This window comes from Glaciecola sp. HA4-3 (genome assembly GCF_055693685.1).
In genome coordinates this window covers 863371-884904 of sequence record NZ_CM146340.1, presented here as the reverse complement: position 1 = coordinate 884904, position 21534 = coordinate 863371, and the positions used below count along the sequence as shown (strand labels likewise).

Below are 21534 nucleotides of genomic sequence, written 5' to 3'. Positions count from 1 at the left end.
CCACCGCCCTTTTGAAACGGATACATCGACCTTGTCAGATAAAACAATTTCATGCTATGAAGCGCTCTATCGACATTCGAGGTGGCTTCTCTTGCTTATCTGCGGGATAACCTAGAGTCATAGCTGAATAAATATACATATGTTGACCCAAGCCTAATTCTTTTTTAGTCCGCTTTTGTTCGTATGATTCACTATAGTAAATCCAACTTCCACTTATTCCATATGCACTCGCAGCTAGCAGTATTAAGGTACATACACCTCCCACATCTAAAGCATTTCCATAGTTTTCAGGAAAAAATCGACCGTCATCAGCAATATAGAGCGTTATGGGTGCTTTACTAAACATACTATTATTATTACTATCGCCTAACACCATAGATTCTACGTCATTTCTTTTTATCGCAAATTTAATGCTTTGCCTATTGCAGGAAAGCGAAGAGCTCATTGCGACGCGAAGGATATCCTTTAAGATTTCATTGGGGATTTCTTTAGGTAACCAAAATCGGGTTGTTGTTCTCTTAGAAATAAAATCTAGGATCTGTTTTTTATTCAGCTCTTCTGAAACGTCCTCGACAGGTTCAACATACAAGCCCTTACCAGAGTCAAAATAATCCATAAGATGCTCAGCCCACTTAATCATTGATGGCTCATCTATTTGACGAAGTTTCACTTCATCAACTAACATCCCGAGCTTTTTGCGTTTAAAACTTCCTCTAGTTCCGCGATTGTGATGCTTAAGTGCTTTTTCTGTGTGATGTCCATAATACCCTAACTGAATCAGTAACATATCATCATCAAATTTATTAACATTAAGTTCTAAATCGTTCCAAATAAAACGAGCTTTTCTGAAAGATAATCTTCTTACAAACCTTCTAACAGTTCTGTAAATCATTTTTAATTTATATTGCATCAATAACCGCCAATATCCGTGTTAATATTTATTTCTAATTTACTCTTATTTTTAAAAGAGTAAAAATTTACTTTTGTGTTATCTTTACTAGTGCCTAAAAACAATGACTTTACTGAGTCAACGTTAGAACAAAAGCTCATTTCCATTTTATTACTCAGTGAGCATCTTTCTGAATAGACAATTTTAGTTACAGGTTCATATAAATAGATTTTCACCTTAATATTTTCATCAAATTGCATAGAAACAACGCAATAACGAACGATTGAATCTTTCTTAGCTGCAATAAGTGGCCTCATTTCAAATTTTGTTATTAGTGTATTACCTATGTGTATGCATCTGACGCATTTAAATGGATAAAACCGTTCCTTTTTAAATGAGCAAAAGAATGTATTTCCTGACAATATCGGAATATATTTTTTATGTATCAACCGATAAAATATGGAAGAAAGTTTTTTCCTAAAAAACATCCGTTCGACTAAACTTAAAACACCTTGTGGGTTATAGCTGACAGCAGGTAGTTCATGGCAATTTCTTTTTTTGTTGAAGTAATATAAAAATGAAAATGGACTGACTCGTGGATCAAAACGATGCTTGAATGAATCTTGATTCCCCTTAAAATTGAAACATATCTTATACCTGTTTTTCTCAACTACGACAAAACCGCTGTTTTGATAGACTTTCAATTGCCCAACACTTTTCTCATCTTTTTTATAGATATGACCTGATATAACTGACTTGCTAATTTTATCGGATAATATAAATATCGCATTAGCATAGGTATTGTAAACCAAATCATACATGTAAGAATCGTAGTCAGGTCTAGAAGCTGTATCATGATTAAGGTTAATACTTATCTGTCCATTTTCTTTTTGAAAAGACAATACAAATGCAGATAGGTCGTTCGCAAGTACATCGTAGTAGTCTAAATTAGTTAATTTAAACGCCAGCCTGAGGGAGTAAATAAGACAGGAGTGACCAAATATTGCATTGGTACTCCTTCCGTAAAAAAGATAGCTATTCGTTATTCCTATTTCCAAGTGCACTCGCAACGCTTTCAAAAATATACGTTTTAACTCCAAGTCTTTTGTTAGCTCAAAAATCATGCCAACGCACATTGTGATTTTTGCATGATAAGTTAAATGACATACCCCCTGATTCCTATAAAAATCATAAACATTATTTGAATCTGGAAAGAAGCCATCATCAAATTGAAGCTGTTTGAGCCAGACTAATTCACTCTCTAATGATGATAAACTAACAGTACCTCTTAACTTATTGTCTATAGTCATTCCTAATATACGAAGTACTCTAAAGTTATTATTCTTCTTTTCTAAACTGCAAAGACTTGAATGGTTTATCGTTTTTAGTAAGTCACTTCTATAACTAGCTAACAGATTGTGCTTGTCTAAACTAATGGCCAACAACAATAGTGTTGTATTAAACTCAATTGACGGTCGCTTCTTTTCTTCGTCAATTGCCAAATAGTAATCCAGTACTTTTGATAAGTCCTTATCATCATTAAGCAATACCGCTGATAAAACGAAGGAAACATAGTGATACTGAAAGTCTAGAGGGCTTTTCAGCATAGGGTCAATCATTGCACCATCTTTATCGATGCACCCTGCAATCCAATTCCTTTGCTTAATCAAAGTATCGTTCATGAATTAACTTCTTGATTCTATTAGGATACGGAACGTACTTCTCTGGTTCGTAGGTTTGTAAATATGGTTCTATCTCAGAAGCAACGTATTTCGAAATCGCCTCTTCTAATGATACTTTATATTTAATTGGTAAAACAAATGACTCAATGTAATCTGTTAGGGTGGGATATTTATCAAAGTCAGCAAGCTCACGCCAATTCGTACGCTCTGACCTAACGAATAAGTTTTTATTGGATTTCAGTGTCAAATGAAAAATTGCAGGTAATTTAATTCTTTTCCTTCGGTAGAAACGAGCAAACGGAATATGCTCCCACCTTCCAATTTTTTTGAATTTTAATAACCTTGTATTGAGAAATATTTTAGCCATTTTTGTATAGACAGGTGGAACGTAATGGCCATTGAGTTTTCCATCTTTTCCGTATCCTCGTTTTTCATTATCAATTCCACATTGATTTATAGACCGATAAATATTAACTAATTTTAGTATAAAACAAGTTGGCCAGAAGCCTTTCGTATTCAAAATTTCGTTTCGTAAATTTAAGCTTGAATATTTTCCGTCGCTTTCTTCATACAACACAAAATCGGCATCAAATTTCGCTATCCATTTGTACTTAGCTTGTTGTAGAGCAAACGCACGGTTATGATACAAGTCTTTAAGCTCTGGCTTATTGAAAAATTTCACTTTGCCGGGAAATTGCTCCTGCAATGAAGAACAAATATCAATAGTGTTATCAGTACTACCATTAGTTACTATAATGATTTCATCTGCAAACTTAAGCAAAGATAAAACGCTTGTTTTTATGACCTTTTCTTCATTTTGAGCTGCTAACAGTACCGATATACCATTTGCTAATTTTTTATTAAATAACATACTTTACTCAACATCCTTCATTAATGTAATTGCAGAACTTTTTAACAGTAGAATCAAAATTATTGAGTATATTAGCAATGTAATCATGGCATAAAAAAGCTTTCTAGATAAGTATTTACTACTACAAACATAATCGAAATAACAATAACAATAAATAATCTAATTATATTAAAAGGAATGACTAGAAGTTTTCGACTCATTAAAACTACAATGCTTGCATACAATGCATAGCAAAAAAGTGTAGATAATGCAGCCCCCAGAATCCCATATTTGGGAATAACAACTATATTTAAACCAACATTAGCTATCGCAGGCAAGTATCCGCTAGCACTAATCCATAAAGATTTTTTATAAAAAACTAAAACGCTAATATAGAGCTTTCGTAAACTGATAAACACAATCCCTGCGCATAACACCTTCAATACAAGATAGTCTCCTTGGTATTCGGCAGGAAACACAAAATCAATCACAAACGGCAAAAATATTGCGATACTTGATGCAATGAAAATCATGAAGCTAAAGATAATATAAAAATAATTTCTCAAGATAATTACCATGTCGCTATTTTGAACTCTCATCAATTTCATAAATATGGGTGCAAATGCAGTGTCTATAGCTTGCATAAGTATTTGTACGATCATTACAAATTGTACAAACATGGCGTACTTCCCTGCTAAGGACAATGATAAGAAAAAGGTAATAAAATAACGATCACTTAAGGTGAAAACCCAACTGCTAAGTGAAACCGGTACATAGCCAAATGCATATCTATAGGTCTTTTTAAACGTTCTTTTTGAAAGCACCCCAAACGTTAACAAGCCTCTTGACACCAATATGTAAATGTATATGCAAAGAGAAATTAAATTAGCCAAAAACGAGCCCCAAAAAAGACTAGCGACTCCAATATCTTTTACTATCAACAAAAACAACATCAAGCTTTGATTGACGATAAATACAGTAGTAGTGATTGAAAGAACTATATTAGTTTCGTGCTTTGATTTTAGAAGTGAAATACCAAGAACCGCCATTTGTTGCATTATCACGATAAGGGGAATCACTAAACTTAAAGCAATTACTTCCGAATCCCATGCTTTCAGACTAAAACCAACGATTACGTATGAAATTGGGAAAAACACAATAGCCCATAAGAAAAAAAGCATAAACATTGAAGAAACAAACACTCTTAATTGCTTAAAACTTCTATTATGGTCATAAACAAACCTAGCATATGCGGCGTCAAAGCCTAAAGTAGCAAAAAGGTATAAAACATTTATCAAGGAATGTAAATTGGAATATAGACCGTATTCCTCAAGCGTTAAATATCTTGTAATCACAGGCAGCAACATGAACCCTACGGCCTTTGTCATAAGACTTACAAGGAAATATCCACTACCGTGTGTTATCACTTTTAGTAACATAAAATTCTCATGCTAGTCTATTGAATTATAAAGCATTAACTCAATACTCTCGTTGAATTTTGTAATGTTTTAACGCGTGATGTTGTTGGTCTTTGAACATATTCTATCTATCGTTATAAAGCGGTCATTTGAGGTTATTTTTGCGAGGAAAAACAAATTCATAAAATAAAGCGACGAAACAACCTATTGTGGTGCCTAAGAACGCCAACACAATACAAATTAGAGCACGATTAGGGCGTTCTTTGACTTCAGATACGACGGGGGGATCAATTACTGTAAATAAGTATTCACTGCTAGCATTTGCCAAAACCAACTTTTCCATTTGAGCCTGTATCATGTCAAAAAATTTAAGCCTCATTCCATTGATATTTGTTTGCTTTAGTTGCTCCTCAAGAAAAGAAATTGATTCATTAGCGTTATCAATATCACGTTTTCTATATTTGTGGTTAATCTCGTAAACCAACAGTTCCACCCATTCTTTTGCGACAACTGGCGATTTATGTTCAATCGCAAGTGACACCATACCGTTGTCTTCATTTACACTCACTGTAAGCATGCTCAAAAACACTCTGTGAGCCTCTTGATATGTCGGAATTATATTGCGAGGGGGTGCAACTTTGCGTGTCCAACTTAGTGTCGCCACATCATATATTTGTGGATCTATTGCGAGTTTTCCAGAGACTGGATCCCAACCCTTTGATGCCATTAATGGGACTAAAATGTCATATTTTTCAGCGAATTCGCGAAAAAACGCTCTTGATTTTATTACCTCGATAGCAACAACGACATCGCTTCCAGTGCCATTGGAGATAGAGACACCTGCTAAGGCTAGCTAACCCTCCAAATTGGTTAGCCAATCCACTTAATGAGTCTTGTTCTTGCTTTACCGGATTCAACAACGCGGACGCTCTATATATGTTATCTAACGTTAATGCAAACATCACTGCTGCTGCACTTGACAAAACCGCGAATATTACAATGAGTACCTTCCTTTTCCACAAAACAACGATGATAGAAAACAAATCAAACTCACTCTCAACATGATCGTCTTGTTTCACAAATGACATTGATCAGTACTCCAATCAATTTTAATTTTTAAAATATGTCGCATTAAATTGGTCATTATAAGCTTCCAATGGCGGCAAAAGCGACTGCCGTTTGATAGATAATCTGTGTGGCGCCCTGCCACAAAGAAATATTGTCATAGTTAGTCACATCTCTTGGAACAACGATAGTATCGCCAGGACGAATCAACTGATTGTCAGCTGAACCAAACCAAAAATCACTTGTTGGCGTTACAACTAAACCATTAGCCCTAACAATATAAACTTTCGAGAAATCCGCATACTCTCGAGCCCCGCCAGCACTCTCAATATACTCTTCTATACTAAGATCAGAGTTAAACACAAGTGTTGTAGGCACAAATACCTCGCCAATAACAGATACAGCCGAAGTTATATTTGGTACCGATAAAACATCACCATCTTTGACCAATAAATCATATTTTTTATCAACCAATAGCCTATCAAGATCTATCACCATGCGACCTATAGGATTGACATTAGTCAGATCATTCAAAATTGTTGAAGCATTTTGATAATCAATTGGACGAGAAAACTGACTATTACTCAAATTATTGTTAGCAATTTGCTGACGCAAATCCTCAATAGCCTTATCTATATTATCTCTTTCTTTATTCTTTAATTCTACACGACTAAACACAGCTGCATTGATTGTCGCATTTTTCGTAAAGCCACCTGCTCGTTTGATTACATTTGAAAGCGATTCTCCTTGCTTCACTTGATATTTTCCAGGAAAAACAAATTCGCCTTTCAATTCTATTGTATTGTTTTCAAGCCATAAAGGAGTTCGCAAAATGTTAAGTACATCTTTCGAAATAATAGTAGTTTGTTCAGACTCTAAAAGAGATAATTCATCCAATAGCGAGAGTGGCTTATGTGTCACAAAAGCTTTCCCCTCTACAATTGTACTCCTTGAAAGCTCAGCCTTCTCGAGGTACGCAGCCTCTGTCAAGCCACCGGAAGCTTCAAGCAATTTTATGAGAGTAAAATCATTGCTAATTGGGTATTTACCAGGATATTTAACCTGACCAGAGATCTCTGCTAGTTGTACTTTTTGATTATTACTTGATTCACTTTTCAATTTAACAATTAGGGGAGCTAAGAGCTTATCTCTAGAGAAGTCTTTTGATGTTTCCGTGTTTAAAGCACTTGTCGTGAATTTACTTACTTCAGTTTGATTTATTAAACCGACTGATTCATTATTTAGTTCATTCGTGACTGTTTTAATGTCACTTTGGACTATGTTTAGTTCAGCTTTTGAGGCAAAAGAAGTTGAAAACTTGCTAAAAAAGAATAGTTCATCAAACGCTTCTAATTCGAGGTTGAAATTACCATCGATTACGTCTTTTGGCCTGTATTGAATTATCGTTGTTGTTTTGTCAAGTAATCCTTTTCTTGCGATTAATGCATAGTACAAGTCTGTATTTGACAACACAGTTCGTAAATTAACCAATTGTGATAAAAAAGTATTACTCCCTGAAATGATGGGAGGAAGGTCGATCGCACCTTTCACTAAAATGGCATTATTAAATTCCGTTTCATTTTTAAAAACATTTATGAAATCACCGTCGTTTAACGAACGCTTCAAATTAGAGGGGCTTTCACTAGAAATATTTTGTATTTGCAAACCTTGACCTAGAACATTACTTATCAGTTGAATCTTCGTTCTATTTGCCATAGGGAGAAAGCCTCCAGAAAATTCAAAAAGTTTAGCTATATTTTCATTTGGTTTTAATTCATATATTCATGGTCTGCGAATCTCGCCGCTTATTGATACGAGTTTTTGAACGGACGGAACAAACAAAACATCGCCCTGCTCCAGAGCAACATCATTTGATGTGTCACCGAACACTATCAGGTCATATAAATCAAAAACTGCTATCGTTTCTCCATTTCTCTTTATACTAATATTTCTTAAAGAACCTAACTCTGTTACACCACCACTGTTTATTAGTGCTGTCGTTATTGTCGACAAACTAGAGAGGACTAAAGGCCCTGGACTAAACACTTCACCAGCAAGAAAAATTTGAATAGTCCGCAAATCAACCATCGATATAAACGGCGTTACTCCTATTTTTTGCTCGCTATACTTTAAGGCTACTAACTCTTTCAACTCATTGAATGTAGCGCCTGCAACACTAATTGGTCCTAAGGTCAGGAAGGTTTAAACGTCCTTGGTTATTAATCGTAAGTTCAAAGCTTCCAGTTTCTTTTCCAAATAGTTGAAGCCTAATCGAATCCCCTGGCCCCAATATGTAATTTGGAGGCGCAGGAAGCAAAGAGTTTGGCTTTAATGGCGCACTTCGGTTTCGGAAAATATCGTAACCAAAAGGCTTAAGGGAATCATTTTTAACATTAGAACTTTCTATGTTTTTTGTTGGCTCATCTTTTTCAAAGTCTCGCTCAATAAAGTCAATTGATTGCCCGCTTTGTGGTTTGTTTGGAATGCTGTTATCACTATTGAGCAAAGACAAATCAAATCCCATTTGCCTCGCAAGCTGCTCTTGCTGAGCTCGTGGGAGATTCTTAAACTGTTCGATTTGTTGGCTAGAGGGCACAAAAGACTGAGCATTTACTGCAGTAGAAGTAAGACCAATCATTGCGAGGGTAATCATAATTGCTGTTAGAAAAATTTTCATGGATAAGTATTACCTTCTATGTCCAAATGCCTTTGGTATCAACTAGTAACCCTTTAGGCGCATTGAACTTTTTGAATTCTTTATGATCAACTAAAAGTACGTGAATATTTGCATTGTTATAAGCTTCATCAAATGCAGTTAAATTAATACTGTGTTTGTTATCACCTTTAACTATATTTGGTTCAACGCATACCAATGAACTTCCATAAACAGAAGTCAATTCTTTTGCAATACCTAGCGCAGGGCTTTCACGCAGATCATCGATATCAGGTTTAAACGCCAATCCGTAGCAAGCAATAGTTATGTCAGAAACAGATTTGCTTTTATTAGCGGTTAGAAACTCTGAAACAGCAAGTTTCACTTTTTCAATCACCCAGGCTGGCTTATCATCGTTTACTTCTCTAGCTGTTTTGATAAGCCTTGCCGAGTTCGGAGATCTGCTGACTATAAACCAAGGGTCAACAGCAATACAATGACCACCAACTCCAGGATACAGGTTGCAAAATATTTACTCTTGGATGTCTATTGGCTAAAGAGATTAGTTCCCACACATCAATATTAGTTTCATCGCATATCAGTGATAGCTCATTTGCAAAAGCAATACTAACATCCCTTGATGCATTCTCTGTCAACTTTGCCATTTCGGCAGTTCTCGCATTTGTTACTACGCATTCGCCTTTGACGAACGTATTATAAAGCTCTACGGCTTTTTGCGAGCATTCAGATGTTATTCCGCCTATAACTCTATCATTTTCAATCAACTCTCTAACGACATGCCCAGGTAATACACGCTCTGGACAATGCGCAACAAACACATCGGCTTCTTCGTTGTTTTGTTCAGGAAATCTCAAATCGGGCCTAGCAGTTGCGAGCCAATGCGCAGCCTGCTCTGTTGCGCCTACAGGTGATGTAGATTCTAAAATAACAAGGTTTCCTTTTTCAAGGACAGGCGCAATAGCATTACATGCGGCTTTGATATATTTTAAATCTGGCTTTGGAACAGTGTTAGCTACATCATCTTCAAAAGGCGTTGGTACTGCTATCAAAAATGCGTCTGCTTTTTCTGGACTTGTGACCGCTTTTAACATGCCCTTCGCTACAGCTTGTGCAACTAGCGCATCTAAATCAGGCTCTATAATATGAATTTCACCACGATTAATAGTATCAACAGCGTTTTGATTAACATCAACGCCAATTACCTTTTTACCATGAGCAGCAAACATGGCTGCGGTTGGTAAACCAATGTAGCCAAGACCAATTACTGAAATTGTTTTAAATGCCATTATTTTGCTTCCTTTATCAATTTATCTGCAATTCGCTTACAGGCATTTCCATCTCCATACGGATTGTGAGCAAAGCTCATCGCTTTATATGCGTCCTCATCGTTCAAAAGACTATTTAATTCGGAACATATTTTGTCTACATCAGTACCCACTAACTTAACGGTACCTGCAGCTACTGCTTCTGGTCTTTCTGTTGTATCTCGCATGACTAAAACAGGTTTTCCTAAAGAGGGTGCCTCTTCTTGGATGCCGCCAGAATCTGTTAGGATTATAGTCGACCTATCCATCAAATATACAAATTCCAAATACTGCTGAGGTTCAATTAGCTTAATATTGTCTATTCCTGCAAGGAGTCGATTAACTGGCTCTTGAACCGCAGGGTTTAGATGCACTGGATACAAAATTTCAACGTTAGGCGAAGCTTTTGCTGTTCGCGCCAGAGCTTGACATATGTTTTCAAACCCTTGGCCAAAATTTTCTCTTCTATGACCGGTGACTAAAATCAGCTTTTTGTCTTTATTCAAAAAGTTAAATTTGTCAGCCATTTTGATAATAATCGAATCATCAGACTTTAATTTGTCTCTTACCATTAATAGGGCATCAATAACCGTGTTGCCTGTAATACTGATCGTTAGTGGTGAATAGTTCTCCTTCTTTAGATTCGCAGCTGAATCTTCAGTTGGAGCAAAATGATAGGTGGTAATAGCCCCTGTTAATTTTCGATTAGCTTCTTCTGGCCATGGAGAATATATATTACCTGTTCGCAAACCAGCTTCAACATGTCCCACTTCAATTTGCTCGTAATAAGCGGCTAAACTTGTTGCAAATGTTGTCGCAGTATCACCATGAACAAGCACCACGTCAGGTTGAAAATCTGTTAAAACAGGTTTCATTTGCGTTAAAATGCGTGCAGTAACATCATTTAATGTTTGTTTGTGCTTCATCAAGTCAAGATCATAATCTGGAGTAATGTCAAAAAGCTCAAGTACTTGATCCAACATTTCTCTGTGTTGTGCAGTTACGCAAACTCTCGCATCGAACCGTGAGTCTTTTTCAAGGGTCTTCACCAGAGGTGCCATTTTGATAGCTTCTGGACGAGTGCCAAACACACAAAGGACTTTCTTCATTAATAATGCTCTTGTCGATTAAAAAATATAAGGTTTGAGGAACGAAGATCCTACTTAAATATCGTACTTTTGTCACTGACAAATACACATATTATGTGTTTATTATTCAAAACACGCAGTGCGTTAGATCTATTTACATGCTTGCAACTTTTCCTAGTATCACTGCATAATGATATTTCACTAATAAAAATAACAATAAAACGTTATCAAGGTTGATAAATGACATCACAAACAAACACACAAAACGACACCCGCTTCGCTGGTCACCCAATGGGCTTATTAACGCTTGCCGGCACCGAAATGTGGGAACGTATGAGCTACTATGGCATGCGCGCATTACTCGTACTATTTATGGTACTAGCACTTGAGGAAGGTGGTCTAGGGCTAACTGTTGCTACCGCATCAGCTATTTATGGCCTCTATACCGGTGCTGTGTATTTCTTCGGTTTACCTGGAGGTTGGATAGCCGATAGGCTGATTGGCGGGCAAAAAGCAGTATTTTATGGTGGTATTATCATCATGATTGGTCACATCATTTTGGCCATCCCGTCAGATTCTACATTTTTTATCGGTTTAATATTCGTTGTCTTGGGAACAGGTTTATTGAAACCTAATATTGGTGCAATGGTAGGTGAACTTTATTCACCTAAAGATGCCAGACGCGATAGTGCCTACACCATCTACTATATGGGTATTAATATCGGGTCACTAATCGGATACGGAGTGTGTGGCTATTTACAAGTTAACATGGGCTATCATTGGGCATTTGGCGCCGCTGCAGTTGGTATGGGAATCGGTTTAATTCAATACAAATTGACCATCCATAACATTGCGGGCGTATCTGACAAGCCTGTGGTGCCTTTATCTCCTCAAGCGCAAAAAACAGCATATATAGCCATAATTGGTTTTGTTATTGCCTTGGCATTGGTCACAACTATGGTTTACACGGGCCTGTTAGGTTTTGACCCTGTTATTGTTGCAAAACAGGTTGCTGTTGCTATCACAGTAATATTTTTGCTGTACTTTGCATACATTTTCTTTGGAGGCAAGCTCAGTCCAGATGAACAAAAAAGAATGGGTGCCCTATTTTTGATATGTTTGGCTTCGACTTGTTTTTGGGCAGGATTTGAACAAGCAGGTTCATCGCTCAATTTATTCGGCCAAGATTACACACAAAGAATGGTAGGAGCATTTGAAATTCCGCCAGCTTGGTTTCAATCTGCAAATTCTATTTTCATTATTATTTTGTCACCATTCTTTGCCTATATGTGGATGGCATTGGGTAAGCGAATGATTGAACCTAGCTACAGCGTTAAGTGCGCGGTAGGCTTAATAATAATGGCAAGCGGCTTTATCGTTATGTTTTTTGCTGCTCAATTGGCCGCTAGTGGTCTTAAAGTAGCCCCATACTGGCTAGTAGCAACATACTTTTTACATACGGTCGGTGAGTTATGGCTAAGCCCTGTAGCCTTAAGCGCAGTTAGTAAACTTTCGCCTAAACGCTTTTCAGGACAAATGATGGGAGTGTTTGTTTTAACTTATTCAATGGGTAGTATTATTGCTGGTATCTTCGCAGGTAAGTTTGACCCTGAACAAATAGATCAAATGCTCTGGACTATATCTTCAAATTACTTACTTTAGTATCGCCATTGGTATAGTGCTCTTGTTGCTTTCCATTAAAACAGGTAAGTGGGAAAAGCTTGCTGAAAAAGAAGAATCATAAGCAATTAGCTTTGATTGACATAAAAAACGAACATAAGAATGTTCGTTTTTTATGCTTGCTAATGTTTATAAATACTCTCCTTGTTGTTGTAAATTTGATACCATTTAAACATTGGATAAAAATTAATATTTTTAAAGGCATAGTTTGAAAATTTATACTTCAACCAAAAAAATTCCTGAGCTAGTAGATAGGCCTTTAACCGAGCGAATGGCATTACTAGAAAACGCAGCAAAGCGTATGACAGTGCCCGAAAAAACATTACTTAATATTCTAAAGCTGTTAGTGATTGTGCCTAGGATTTGTATTACTGTTAAGAGTTTCAAATGATTGGACTTCACTTATATGGGCCGCACTAATCTTTTTGCTCTACCCAATTTTAGTCAAACCCATACAATATTCACTAAGTGCTAAATATATCAAAATCCCTAAAACGGAAGAGTCATGAAAACAATACTAGTCACCGGAGGCGCAGGATATATTGGTAGTCATACCACTGTTCAACTGTTAAACAATAATGCAAACGTTATTGTATTAGACAATTTTTCTAATTCTTCAAAAGAAAGCCTGAAACGTGTCGCGCAGTTAACCGGTAAAACACCTATTGTATACACCGGTGATATTCGTGATCCTGACATTCTTAACACTATTTTTACTCAACATGAAGTTGACTGTGTTATTCATTTTGCTGGATTAAAAGCCGTTGGTGAATCAGTCGCATTGCCACTTAATTATTATGAAAATAACGTTTATGGCACTTTGAACCTTTGTAAAGTCATGGCTGAACATGGTGTTAAAAACATCGTGTTTAGCTCATCTGCAACAGTTTATGGTGACCCAACTCAGTTGCCTTTGCATGAAAAGCTCCCAACGGGCACGCCAACTAACCCTTACGGAATGTCAAAACTCATGGTCGAGCATATGCTTAGTGACATGCAAAAAGCAGATCCACAATGGAATGTTGTTATCCTGCGGTATTTCAACCCAGTTGGCGCACATATTTCCGGTCAAATTGGAGAAGATCCCAATGGTATCCCGAATAATTTAATGCCATTTATTACGCAAGTCGCCACAAAACGAAGAGAGTTTTTGAGTGTATTTGGTGACGATTATGATACACCTGATGGTACTGGCGTAAGGGATTATATACACGTTGAAGACTTAGCGGATGGACATTTAAAAGCATTAAACAAAATCGCAGATAAAGCAGGATTATTTACCTGCAACTTAGGTACTGGCGTTGGCTACAGCGTGTTAGACATGGTCAAAGCATTTGAAAATGCAAGTGGTCAGAAGATCCCTTTTAAAATCACACCAAGAAGAGATGGTGACGTGGCAGCTTGTTATGCTGACCCAACTAAAGCGAAAAATGAACTTGGCTGGCAAGCTTCAAAAAATCTTGATGACATGTGTAAAGATTCTTGGCGATGGCAAAGCCAAAACCCAGTCGGCTATGGTACTTAATTAACTTAACACGGAATGAATATTTAATGATACAAGCAGTCATACTCGCAGGCGGAACTGGTAGTAGGCTTTGGCCAAAATCAAGAGCGGCCTTACCTAAACAGTTTCTTCGCCTAACATCAAATAACACTATGTTGCAAGATACCTTGCTCAGGTTGCCTTCTCATTCGGTCAGCTCCCCTACTTTAATTTGCAATGAAGAGCATCGGTTCTTGGCGGCAGAACAGCTTCGTGAAATAAACGTTTCCGGTGCTAACATACTGCTTGAACCGGTAGGTCGTAATACTGCGCCGGCAATTGCTATTGCTGCCTTAACTGCATTAAAACAAAGCGATCCTTTGATGTTAGTGTTAGCGGCAGATCACTTAATTGCAGATGATGCTGCTTTTGAAAAAGCTATCGATAAAGCAAGCGATTTAGCAAATAAAGGTAAGTTAGTCACATTTGGTATCGTTCCTACTGAGCCACATACCGGCTATGGTTACATAAAATCGGGGGACTCGCTTGATGATGGCTTTTTAGTTGAGGAGTTTGTTGAAAAGCCTAATTTTGAGACCGCTAAAACATATATAGCTGGAAAATCACATTATTGGAACAGCGGTATGTTCATGTTTAAGGCCAGCGTCTACTTAGCTGAACTAGAGCGTCATAGTCCAGAGATTTATCAAGCATGCGTCGCGTCAATCAACACGCTTGAGCATGACATGGATTTTATCAGAATTGACAAAGACAGTTTTGTCAAATGCCCTGATGATAGTATTGATTATGCTGTTATGGAGAAAACTGATAAAGCTTGTATGGTGCCACTTGACGCAGGCTGGAATGATGTTGGTGCATGGAGCTCCTTATGGGATACAGCAAAGAACAAAGACGAACAAGGAAATGTGAGTAAAGGAGATGTCATCCTTGAAAATGTAAACAATTCATATATCAATAGTGAAGAGCGACTCATTGCATTGGTTGGCGTGGACGACCTTGTTGTTGTTGAAACAAAAGACGCTGTGTTAGTTGCCAATAGACATCAAGTGCAAGATATAAAAAGCATTGTTACACAATTGAAAAAAGAACATCGAAGTGAATTTGAGTTTCATAGAGAGGTATTTAGGCCATGGGGTAGTTACGATTCCATCGATAATGGTGAGCGCTACCAAGTAAAACGTATCATGGTTAAACCTGGCGAAAAGCTCTCAGTTCAAATGCATCATCATCGAGCTGAGCATTGGATTGTTGTAAAAGGCACCGCGAGCGTTACGATTGGTGAAAAAGAACAATTACTCACTGAGAATCAGTCTGTGTATATTCCTATTGGTGAAATTCATGCACTTGAAAATCCCGGTAAAGTACCTTTGGAACTAATTGAAGTGCAATCAGGTGGCTACTTGGGAGAGGACGATATTGTTCGATTTAGTGACCGTTACGGCAGGACAAAGTAAAAACACGAGAAAAAAGGCATGCTTGGCATGCCTTTATAATCGTTAATGAATGCTGGACCTACATACCGTTTAACAAATCTTCAAAATCGGAAAAATCTTCTGTTTCTTCTTCAAGTTCTTCTTCGCTTTTTTGCTCAATTTGCCCATCATTAACCTCGAAGGTCAATCGTTGGAAATAGGCATCACGAACAAACAAATATTGATCAAGGGCTCTATTTAAAGTCTCTTCGGTTTGTAAAAGCGTTGCACGTGTCTCTAATAAAGAAATAACTGCTGCGCCAATTACATATGGGTCTTCTAATACAGTGCTTGGCCAAATCACATTATCCACGACTCTTCCTGTGAAACTTCTAACATCAGACGGCCCCAATGCTGGCAACATAATGTAAGGACCTGTACCTACTGAATACACGCCTAAAGTCTGTCCAAAGTCTTCAGGCTTGCGTTCTAGTCCCATGCTATTGGCGACATCAAAAAACCCGAATATACCAACGGTAGAATTTAGCGCAAAACGGCTTAAACTGATTACACTATCTTCGACTTTCCCCTGTAAAAGGTTATTCAAAGAATTAGACACTTCCTCAATATTATCAGAAGCATTAAGCAAGCCTGTGCGCATAAACTGTGGAGTAACTGCAATATAACCTTTAGTAACTGGTTTTAATAAAAATCTATCAAGTACATCGTAGTTAAAAGTCCACATCACTCTATTAATGGATTCAAACGGGTCACTTACGTCATTAGTTTTATCTATGTTAGTTTCATCAACAGCATCGATGTTATTATCTTGCATACTAACAAATGTGAGCGTGCGACTATTATTGTGTACGCTTGACGCCGAAAATTGCGCATAATAGTGTTCTTTATCAAAAGAAGATTCAGCAGCTTTGAGCTCGGTGTTCACAAAAGCGCTACTTAAAAAACTAAGTTTCAACGCTAAAATAAGTGTTAGTTTTTTCACTTAATTTCCTTATTAATGTTGATAAATACGCCCTCTTTAAGCGCTGTCGTATCGTTTAAATCGACTTGTTCTATGCTGCCTTCAAAGTCACCTAGGCTTGCGCTAACGTCTGCATCAATAGAAATCCGAGCACGTATGTTAACGGCATCTACAGAACTTAGGTTCATATTAGGGATCATCGCATCATCGTCACTTAATATCACTTGGACAGGGAATGAGGTCATTTGACTTCTTTTCACTGCCAAAGGCGCGCGTGAGCTGCCATCAGCTCTTTGTGCAAAGACGATTAGAAACGCAGATTCTGGTAGTTTAGATCTTAGTTCATCATCAATATTAATGTTAATTAATATTTCTCGATTAACTTGAGGGTTATCAGGGCTCACATCGATAGACTGATTACTATTCTCAACGCTACTAATCTGAGGTAAGTCTTCAATGCCAAGCTCTCTTAAGCCATTTACCATTGACTGATAAAAATCACTATTAGGATTAATTTGATCTTTTATCAAGTCAAACTGGGTCTTAGCTAATTGTGCATCACCAACTTGTATGGCCACAGTTGTTTGCAATAATCGATAATCTCGATTACTTGGGTTTTTGCCAATCAAATAATTTAGTTGCCGTTTTGCATTATTTAGTGAATCTTCCGTGCCTGTTAGCATTAGTGTTTCAGAATATTTAAAGCGAATTTGGTCCGCTTGAGGCGCTAAATCAAGGGCTTTTTCATACGCAGCCGCGGCTTCTTCTAATCGTCCAATTGCTGTACTAACTAAGCCCAGATAACTCCATCCTTCTATATCATCAGGATTAAACCGTAGTGATGCACGTATGGACAATGCCAACTTCGCAACATCATTGGGCGTTAAATCTTGGGTCCCTGATTCCTGCATCTTAGCTTGAAGACTTGCAACATCGTTAAGCGATTGTTTATATTCGATTAATCCACCAAGCTGATTTGAATCCCAATACACCCAAACACCAATCAATAGGTCAGGTAAACCTAGCATGAAAAGAGTTGATACATTGACGGTTTTTGCTTCTGCTTGTTCTTGGGGCGTTTCATCTACCAACGCTAACTTTAAATCAGTGATTGCACTGTCTTTGTCAGCTTCACTTATGAGCCCCTCTTCAACTTCACGTTCAAGCTCGACGATGCGTTGCTTCACAACATTAGCATTAGACAATATTACCTGCTGCTGCTTTTTGGCTCTAAGCAAGGGATAAGCTACAAACAAACATGCAAATACAACCACTGCAATGGCCGACAAATAAAAGTAAATCACTCGCTTTCCTTCAATAAAGCTTCTGCTTTGGCTAGTTTCTCTTGAATATCATCTTGATGATCAATTTTGCGACGACGAATAAAAAACACAGCCATCATGATTGAAAATGCGATGGGAAGCACCCAAAGCCATATCGTCACTGCTGTTACTGGCGGTTGATAATAAACAAAGTCGCCATATCGTTGCTTCATCCAATCAATAACCTCAGGTTTGTCTTTGCCTTCGTTCATTAATTCGTAAACTTTTCGTCGCATATCATGGGCAATGGGTGCGTCAGAATCTGCGATATTTTGGTTCTGGCACTTAGGGCATCTCAAAACAGCCGTCAACTCTAGGAATTCTTTTCTTTGACTAGGGTCTGCAAAAGCGTAGTTTTCAGCATACTGACGCAAATCACTATTTTCCAATATTTGACTCGCTTGAGTTTGATCATCTTGTTGAGTGCTTTGTGACAGTAAAGGAAATGATGTAAGGCTAACAAAGCACAACAACCCTATTACTACATATTTTCCCAATACTTTATTCATGAAGTGCCCCATTTTGCAAAGATGCCTGAAGAGGCGATAGCTGCTCATTCAATTGCATGATTTTAAGATGAGTGTCTGGTGCAATTTGCTCTAAAATGGGTGCAAACTTTGCTCGCCATACCCTAGGATTTACATCTCCTAAATGATGCACTCTAATCACACCTTGTTGGTCAACTAAAAACGTCTCTGGCGCGCCAGTCACTCCTAAATCAAGTGCAGTATTGCGATATACATCAAAAATATTAAATGAAAAAGGATTACCGTAGCGCGACGTGGTGTCCCGCACCTCTTTTCTCACTCGGTTAAGTGTCTTGCTACCAAATTCTGGATCGAGGTCTTGGTCATAATATAAACCCACAACACGCAAACCTTGATCTGAAAGTTGCGTTAGGTAAGGGAGTTCTATAGCGCATGTAATGCACCATACACCCCATACATTTATGAGTGTCACTTTCCCTTCAAATATATTGTTATCATAAATAATAGATTCATCATCAAGGTCCGGCAGAGAAAATTGAGGGAATGGCTCAGAAAGCACTTCTGATTCTCGCTGCGTAGGATCTGCAAACAAACCTTTAAATAGAAATACACACATCACCAGAAACAAAACCAGAGGTATTAAGTATGTCGCTAAACGGCCCATTTATCGTGCCTCTTGTTTGCTTTGTGTAGCGCTTAACTCAAGCTGCGATGGTTCACGCGTAATTACACTTTTGACTTTAGCTATTTTCTTAATTCTATATCGCTTGTCAGATATCGACAAAACTCCACCAAAACACATGATAAATGCGCCGCCCCAAATCCATACTACAAAGGGTTTATAATACAATCTGACTGCCCAAGGCATCGTTATCAAGCGGCTCGCCCATCGCAACGAATAAATCTCGTGTGAGTGTGGTGTGTATACCCGCTTCAGTCATGCTCATCCTTTGAACCGTATAAAAACGCTTCTCAGGCTCTAAATGACTGACTAATTCACCATTTTTGAAGACATCAAACACTCCCTTGTCGGATAAATAGTTTGGACCTTCAATTTTTTTATTGCCAGTATAGAGTACTTCGTAATCGGCAATAGTGATACGTTGTCCTGGTACCATTTTAACATCACGTTCAAGCTCGTAATTACTGACTAAAGTGATACCAATGAGCGTCACAGCAAAGCCAAGATGACCAAATACCATTCCCCAATGACTTCTTGTCAGTTTTCTTAAAGAGCGTAGAACTGGTTCATCGCTGGTAGTCGATTTTACCCGTTGTCTAACTTCTAAAATTGACGCAATGATAATCCAAAAACTCATCACCAGACCAAGTAATGCCATATAGGATTGCTCTGAATACGTAAAATTAACTAATACGCCTGCTGACATTGCTAGAATAAACGCAAATATAAGCTGATTTCGAAGGTCAAGCGGACGCTGTTTTTTCCAGCGGGTTAATGGACCAACGCCCATAAAAAATACAAACGGTACAATAAGTAAGGTAAACATCTCATTAAAAAATGGTGCCCCAATCGATATCGTCCCCAAACCAATTTCTTTGTGTATTAATGGAAACAAAGTGCCCAATAACACCACTATTGTCGCGGCAACCAGCAGTACATTATTACCCATCAACATCATCTCACGAGAGAATATGTCGTATCGACCAATTGATTTTAGCGATGCTGCGCGTACTGCATACAACAGGAGCGAGCTTCCGATCACGACAACTAAGAGTCCAAGAATGAACAAACCGCGAGAAGGGTCACTTGCAAATGAATGAACAGACACCAACACCCCGGAGCGCACAAGAAACGTGCCTAACAGGCTTAATGAAAACGCAGCTATTGCTAGCAGAACAGTCCAAGACTTAAACACTTTTCGTTTTTCGGTAACCGCTAAGCTATGCATCAATGCAGTACCTACTAACCATGGCATAAATGAAGCATTTTCTACTGGGTCCCAAAACCACCAGCCACCCCAGCCTAGTTCGTAATATGCCCACCAACTGCCCAAGGCAATGCCAAGGGTTAAAAACGCCCATGCAGCAATTGTCCAAGGGCGTGACCAACGGGCCCATGTAGAATCGAGTTGACCACCAATAAGCGCTGCAATGGCAAAAGCAAAGGCAACCGAAAAGCCCACATAGCCCATATACAACATTGGGGGATGAATTATCATGCCAAAATCTTGCAATAAAGGATTTAAGTCTCGGCCATCTACTGGAAAGAACGGTAACATGCTATCAAAGGGGTTTGATGTTATTAGCATAAATAAATAAAACGAAATGCTGACCATTCCCAGCACGGATAATACCCTAGACACCATTACTTCTGGGATACCTTTTGAAAACAAGGCTACTGCCAAGGTCCAAACGGCAAAAATTAACACCCACAACAAAAACGAACCTTCATGTCCGCCCCAAACCGCAGTGGCTTTATAATACCAAGGCAACTGACTATTAGAGTTTTGAGCCACATAATTTACGCTAAAGTCATCCGTCATAAACGCATAGGTTAAGCAAACATAAGCAATTAGAGTAAACACAAATAAGCCAATCGTTAGCGGCCTTGCCATACGCATCATCGTATCATTGTTGGTTTGCGCACCCCACAAAGGATAAACAGCAAGTAATATTGACAATACTAAGGCAACGACAAGCGTAAAATTACCAATTTCTGGAATCATTAGTAAGTGGCCTCCGAAGGCGGAATATGGGTAATACCTTTCATCTTTTCAGCTAATTCTGGTGGCATGTATTCTTCATCATGTTTGGCAAGCACCTCGTGTGCCACTATCAAGCGACTATCGTTTAATGTGCCTGTTGCGACAATGCCCTGCCCTTCACGAAATAGATCTGGCAAAATGCCTTGATATTGTACGGTTACCGCGGGCCCCAAATCGACTAAATCAAAACTCACAGCAAGTGTATCACTGTCTCGTTTTACACTGCCTGGGACAACCATCCCGCCTATTCTTATTCGCTGACCTAAGACGGGCATTTTACCTGTCTTATCCTTGCCATTTACGATTTCAGAAGGCGTATAAAATGCATCAACGTTGTCGCCTAAACTGTACAACATGATACCAATTGATGCTGATATCAAAATCAAAATGCTGCTAACGGCGAATAACCTTTGTTTTCTTCTTGAATTCATAACTACTCTCAAATATTAA

18 protein-coding genes and 3 pseudogenes are annotated in these 21534 nt (G+C 38.1%); 4 read left to right on the top strand and 17 right to left on the bottom strand.

Annotated elements, in window-relative coordinates:
* Window positions 1-49: 49 nt before the first annotated feature.
* The 11 genes and pseudogenes from ACZ1G6_RS04135 to wecB form a co-directional block, all read right to left on the bottom strand.
* Window positions 50-910 carry a nitroreductase family protein gene (locus ACZ1G6_RS04135; protein ID WP_472618190.1) on the bottom strand — a complete coding sequence of 287 codons (861 nt, stop codon included), beginning with the start codon at window positions 908-910 and terminating at the stop codon, window positions 50-52.
* Window positions 910-2571 carry a hypothetical protein gene (locus tag ACZ1G6_RS04130; RefSeq protein ID WP_472618189.1) on the bottom strand — a complete coding sequence of 554 codons (1662 nt, stop codon included), beginning with the start codon at window positions 2569-2571 and terminating at the stop codon, window positions 910-912. The genes ACZ1G6_RS04135 and ACZ1G6_RS04130 overlap by 1 nt, the downstream gene beginning before the upstream one ends.
* Window positions 2552-3442 (bottom strand): glycosyltransferase family 2 protein, encoded by an 891-nt coding sequence (locus tag ACZ1G6_RS04125; protein WP_472618188.1) that lies wholly within the window; start codon window positions 3440-3442, stop codon window positions 2552-2554. Before ACZ1G6_RS04125 ends, ACZ1G6_RS04130 begins: the two co-directional genes overlap by 20 nt.
* Window positions 3443-3525: 83 nt before the next feature.
* A complete protein-coding gene (locus ACZ1G6_RS04120; protein ID WP_472618187.1) occupies window positions 3526-4860 on the bottom strand; it encodes an oligosaccharide flippase family protein in 1335 nt (444 codons plus the stop codon).
* 124 nt (window positions 4861-4984) lie between these two features.
* Window positions 4985-5566: a hypothetical protein gene (locus ACZ1G6_RS04115; RefSeq protein ID WP_472618186.1), complete on the bottom strand. Its 582-nt coding sequence runs from the start codon at window positions 5564-5566 to the stop codon at window positions 4985-4987.
* A 25-nt stretch (window positions 5567-5591) separates the two neighbouring features.
* A complete protein-coding gene (locus ACZ1G6_RS04110; protein ID WP_472618185.1) occupies window positions 5592-5927 on the bottom strand; it encodes a Wzz/FepE/Etk N-terminal domain-containing protein in 336 nt (111 codons plus the stop codon).
* Window positions 5928-5982: 55 nt separating this feature from the next.
* Entirely contained in the window at window positions 5983-7620 is a 1638-nt protein-coding gene (locus ACZ1G6_RS04105) for an SLBB domain-containing protein (RefSeq protein ID WP_472618184.1), read from the bottom strand.
* A 66-nt stretch (window positions 7621-7686) separates the two neighbouring features.
* Window positions 7687-8055 (bottom strand): polysaccharide biosynthesis/export family protein, encoded by a 369-nt coding sequence (locus ACZ1G6_RS04100; protein WP_472618183.1) that lies wholly within the window; start codon window positions 8053-8055, stop codon window positions 7687-7689.
* A 25-nt stretch (window positions 8056-8080) separates the two neighbouring features.
* On the bottom strand, window positions 8081-8581 hold the full coding sequence (locus ACZ1G6_RS04095; protein ID WP_472618182.1) for a polysaccharide biosynthesis/export family protein: 501 nt from the start codon (window positions 8579-8581) through the stop codon (window positions 8081-8083).
* 16 nt (window positions 8582-8597) lie between these two features.
* Window positions 8598-9864, bottom strand: a pseudogene (wecC, locus tag ACZ1G6_RS04090) (UDP-N-acetyl-D-mannosamine dehydrogenase).
* The gene (gene wecB, locus ACZ1G6_RS04085; RefSeq protein WP_472618181.1) at window positions 9864-10991 is read right to left on the bottom strand and encodes a non-hydrolyzing UDP-N-acetylglucosamine 2-epimerase; all 1128 of its coding nucleotides are present in this window, start codon (window positions 10989-10991) and stop codon (window positions 9864-9866) included. The pseudogene wecC and the gene wecB overlap by 1 nt, the downstream one beginning before the upstream one ends.
* A 219-nt stretch (window positions 10992-11210) precedes the next feature.
* Here wecB and ACZ1G6_RS04080 point away from each other — a divergent pair, with 219 nt between their 5' ends.
* The 4 genes and pseudogenes from ACZ1G6_RS04080 to ACZ1G6_RS04065 all read left to right on the top strand — a co-directional run bounded on the left by ACZ1G6_RS04080 (window position 11211) and on the right by ACZ1G6_RS04065 (window position 15608).
* Window positions 11211-12632, top strand: coding sequence for a peptide MFS transporter (locus ACZ1G6_RS04080; protein WP_472618180.1), 1422 nt, complete (start codon window positions 11211-11213; stop codon window positions 12630-12632).
* Window positions 12633-12858: 226 nt separating this feature from the next.
* Window positions 12859-13159, top strand: a pseudogene (locus tag ACZ1G6_RS04075) (DUF6170 family protein).
* Window positions 13156-14175, top strand: a complete 1020-nt coding sequence (galE, locus tag ACZ1G6_RS04070; protein WP_472618179.1) for a UDP-glucose 4-epimerase GalE — start codon at window positions 13156-13158, stop codon at window positions 14173-14175. Before ACZ1G6_RS04075 ends, galE begins: the two are co-directional and overlap by 4 nt.
* Window positions 14176-14204: 29 nt before the next feature.
* A complete protein-coding gene (locus tag ACZ1G6_RS04065) occupies window positions 14205-15608 on the top strand; it encodes a mannose-1-phosphate guanylyltransferase/mannose-6-phosphate isomerase (RefSeq protein ID WP_472618922.1) in 1404 nt (467 codons plus the stop codon).
* A 58-nt stretch (window positions 15609-15666) separates the two neighbouring features.
* Here the strand turns inward: ACZ1G6_RS04065 and ACZ1G6_RS04060 are convergent, their stop codons facing one another.
* The 6 genes and pseudogenes from ACZ1G6_RS04060 to ccmE all read right to left on the bottom strand — a co-directional run bounded on the left by ACZ1G6_RS04060 (window position 15667) and on the right by ccmE (window position 21515).
* A complete protein-coding gene (locus ACZ1G6_RS04060) occupies window positions 15667-16569 on the bottom strand; it encodes an MlaA family lipoprotein (protein WP_472618178.1) in 903 nt (300 codons plus the stop codon).
* Window positions 16566-17852, bottom strand: a complete 1287-nt coding sequence (gene ccmI, locus ACZ1G6_RS04055) for a c-type cytochrome biogenesis protein CcmI (protein WP_472618177.1) — start codon at window positions 17850-17852, stop codon at window positions 16566-16568. The genes ACZ1G6_RS04060 and ccmI overlap by 4 nt, the downstream gene beginning before the upstream one ends.
* Window positions 17849-18379 (bottom strand): cytochrome c-type biogenesis protein, encoded by a 531-nt coding sequence (locus ACZ1G6_RS04050; RefSeq protein WP_472618176.1) that lies wholly within the window; start codon window positions 18377-18379, stop codon window positions 17849-17851. Before ACZ1G6_RS04050 ends, ccmI begins: the two co-directional genes overlap by 4 nt.
* Complete coding sequence (locus ACZ1G6_RS04045; protein ID WP_472618175.1) at window positions 18372-19022, bottom strand: redoxin family protein; 651 nt, start codon at window positions 19020-19022, stop codon at window positions 18372-18374. Before ACZ1G6_RS04045 ends, ACZ1G6_RS04050 begins: the two co-directional genes overlap by 8 nt.
* Window positions 19023-21045, bottom strand: a pseudogene (locus ACZ1G6_RS04040) (heme lyase CcmF/NrfE family subunit).
* Window positions 21045-21515 (bottom strand): cytochrome c maturation protein CcmE, encoded by a 471-nt coding sequence (gene ccmE, locus ACZ1G6_RS04035; RefSeq protein WP_472618174.1) that lies wholly within the window; start codon window positions 21513-21515, stop codon window positions 21045-21047. Before ccmE ends, ACZ1G6_RS04040 begins: the two are co-directional and overlap by 1 nt.
* Window positions 21516-21534: the final 19 nt, after the last annotated feature.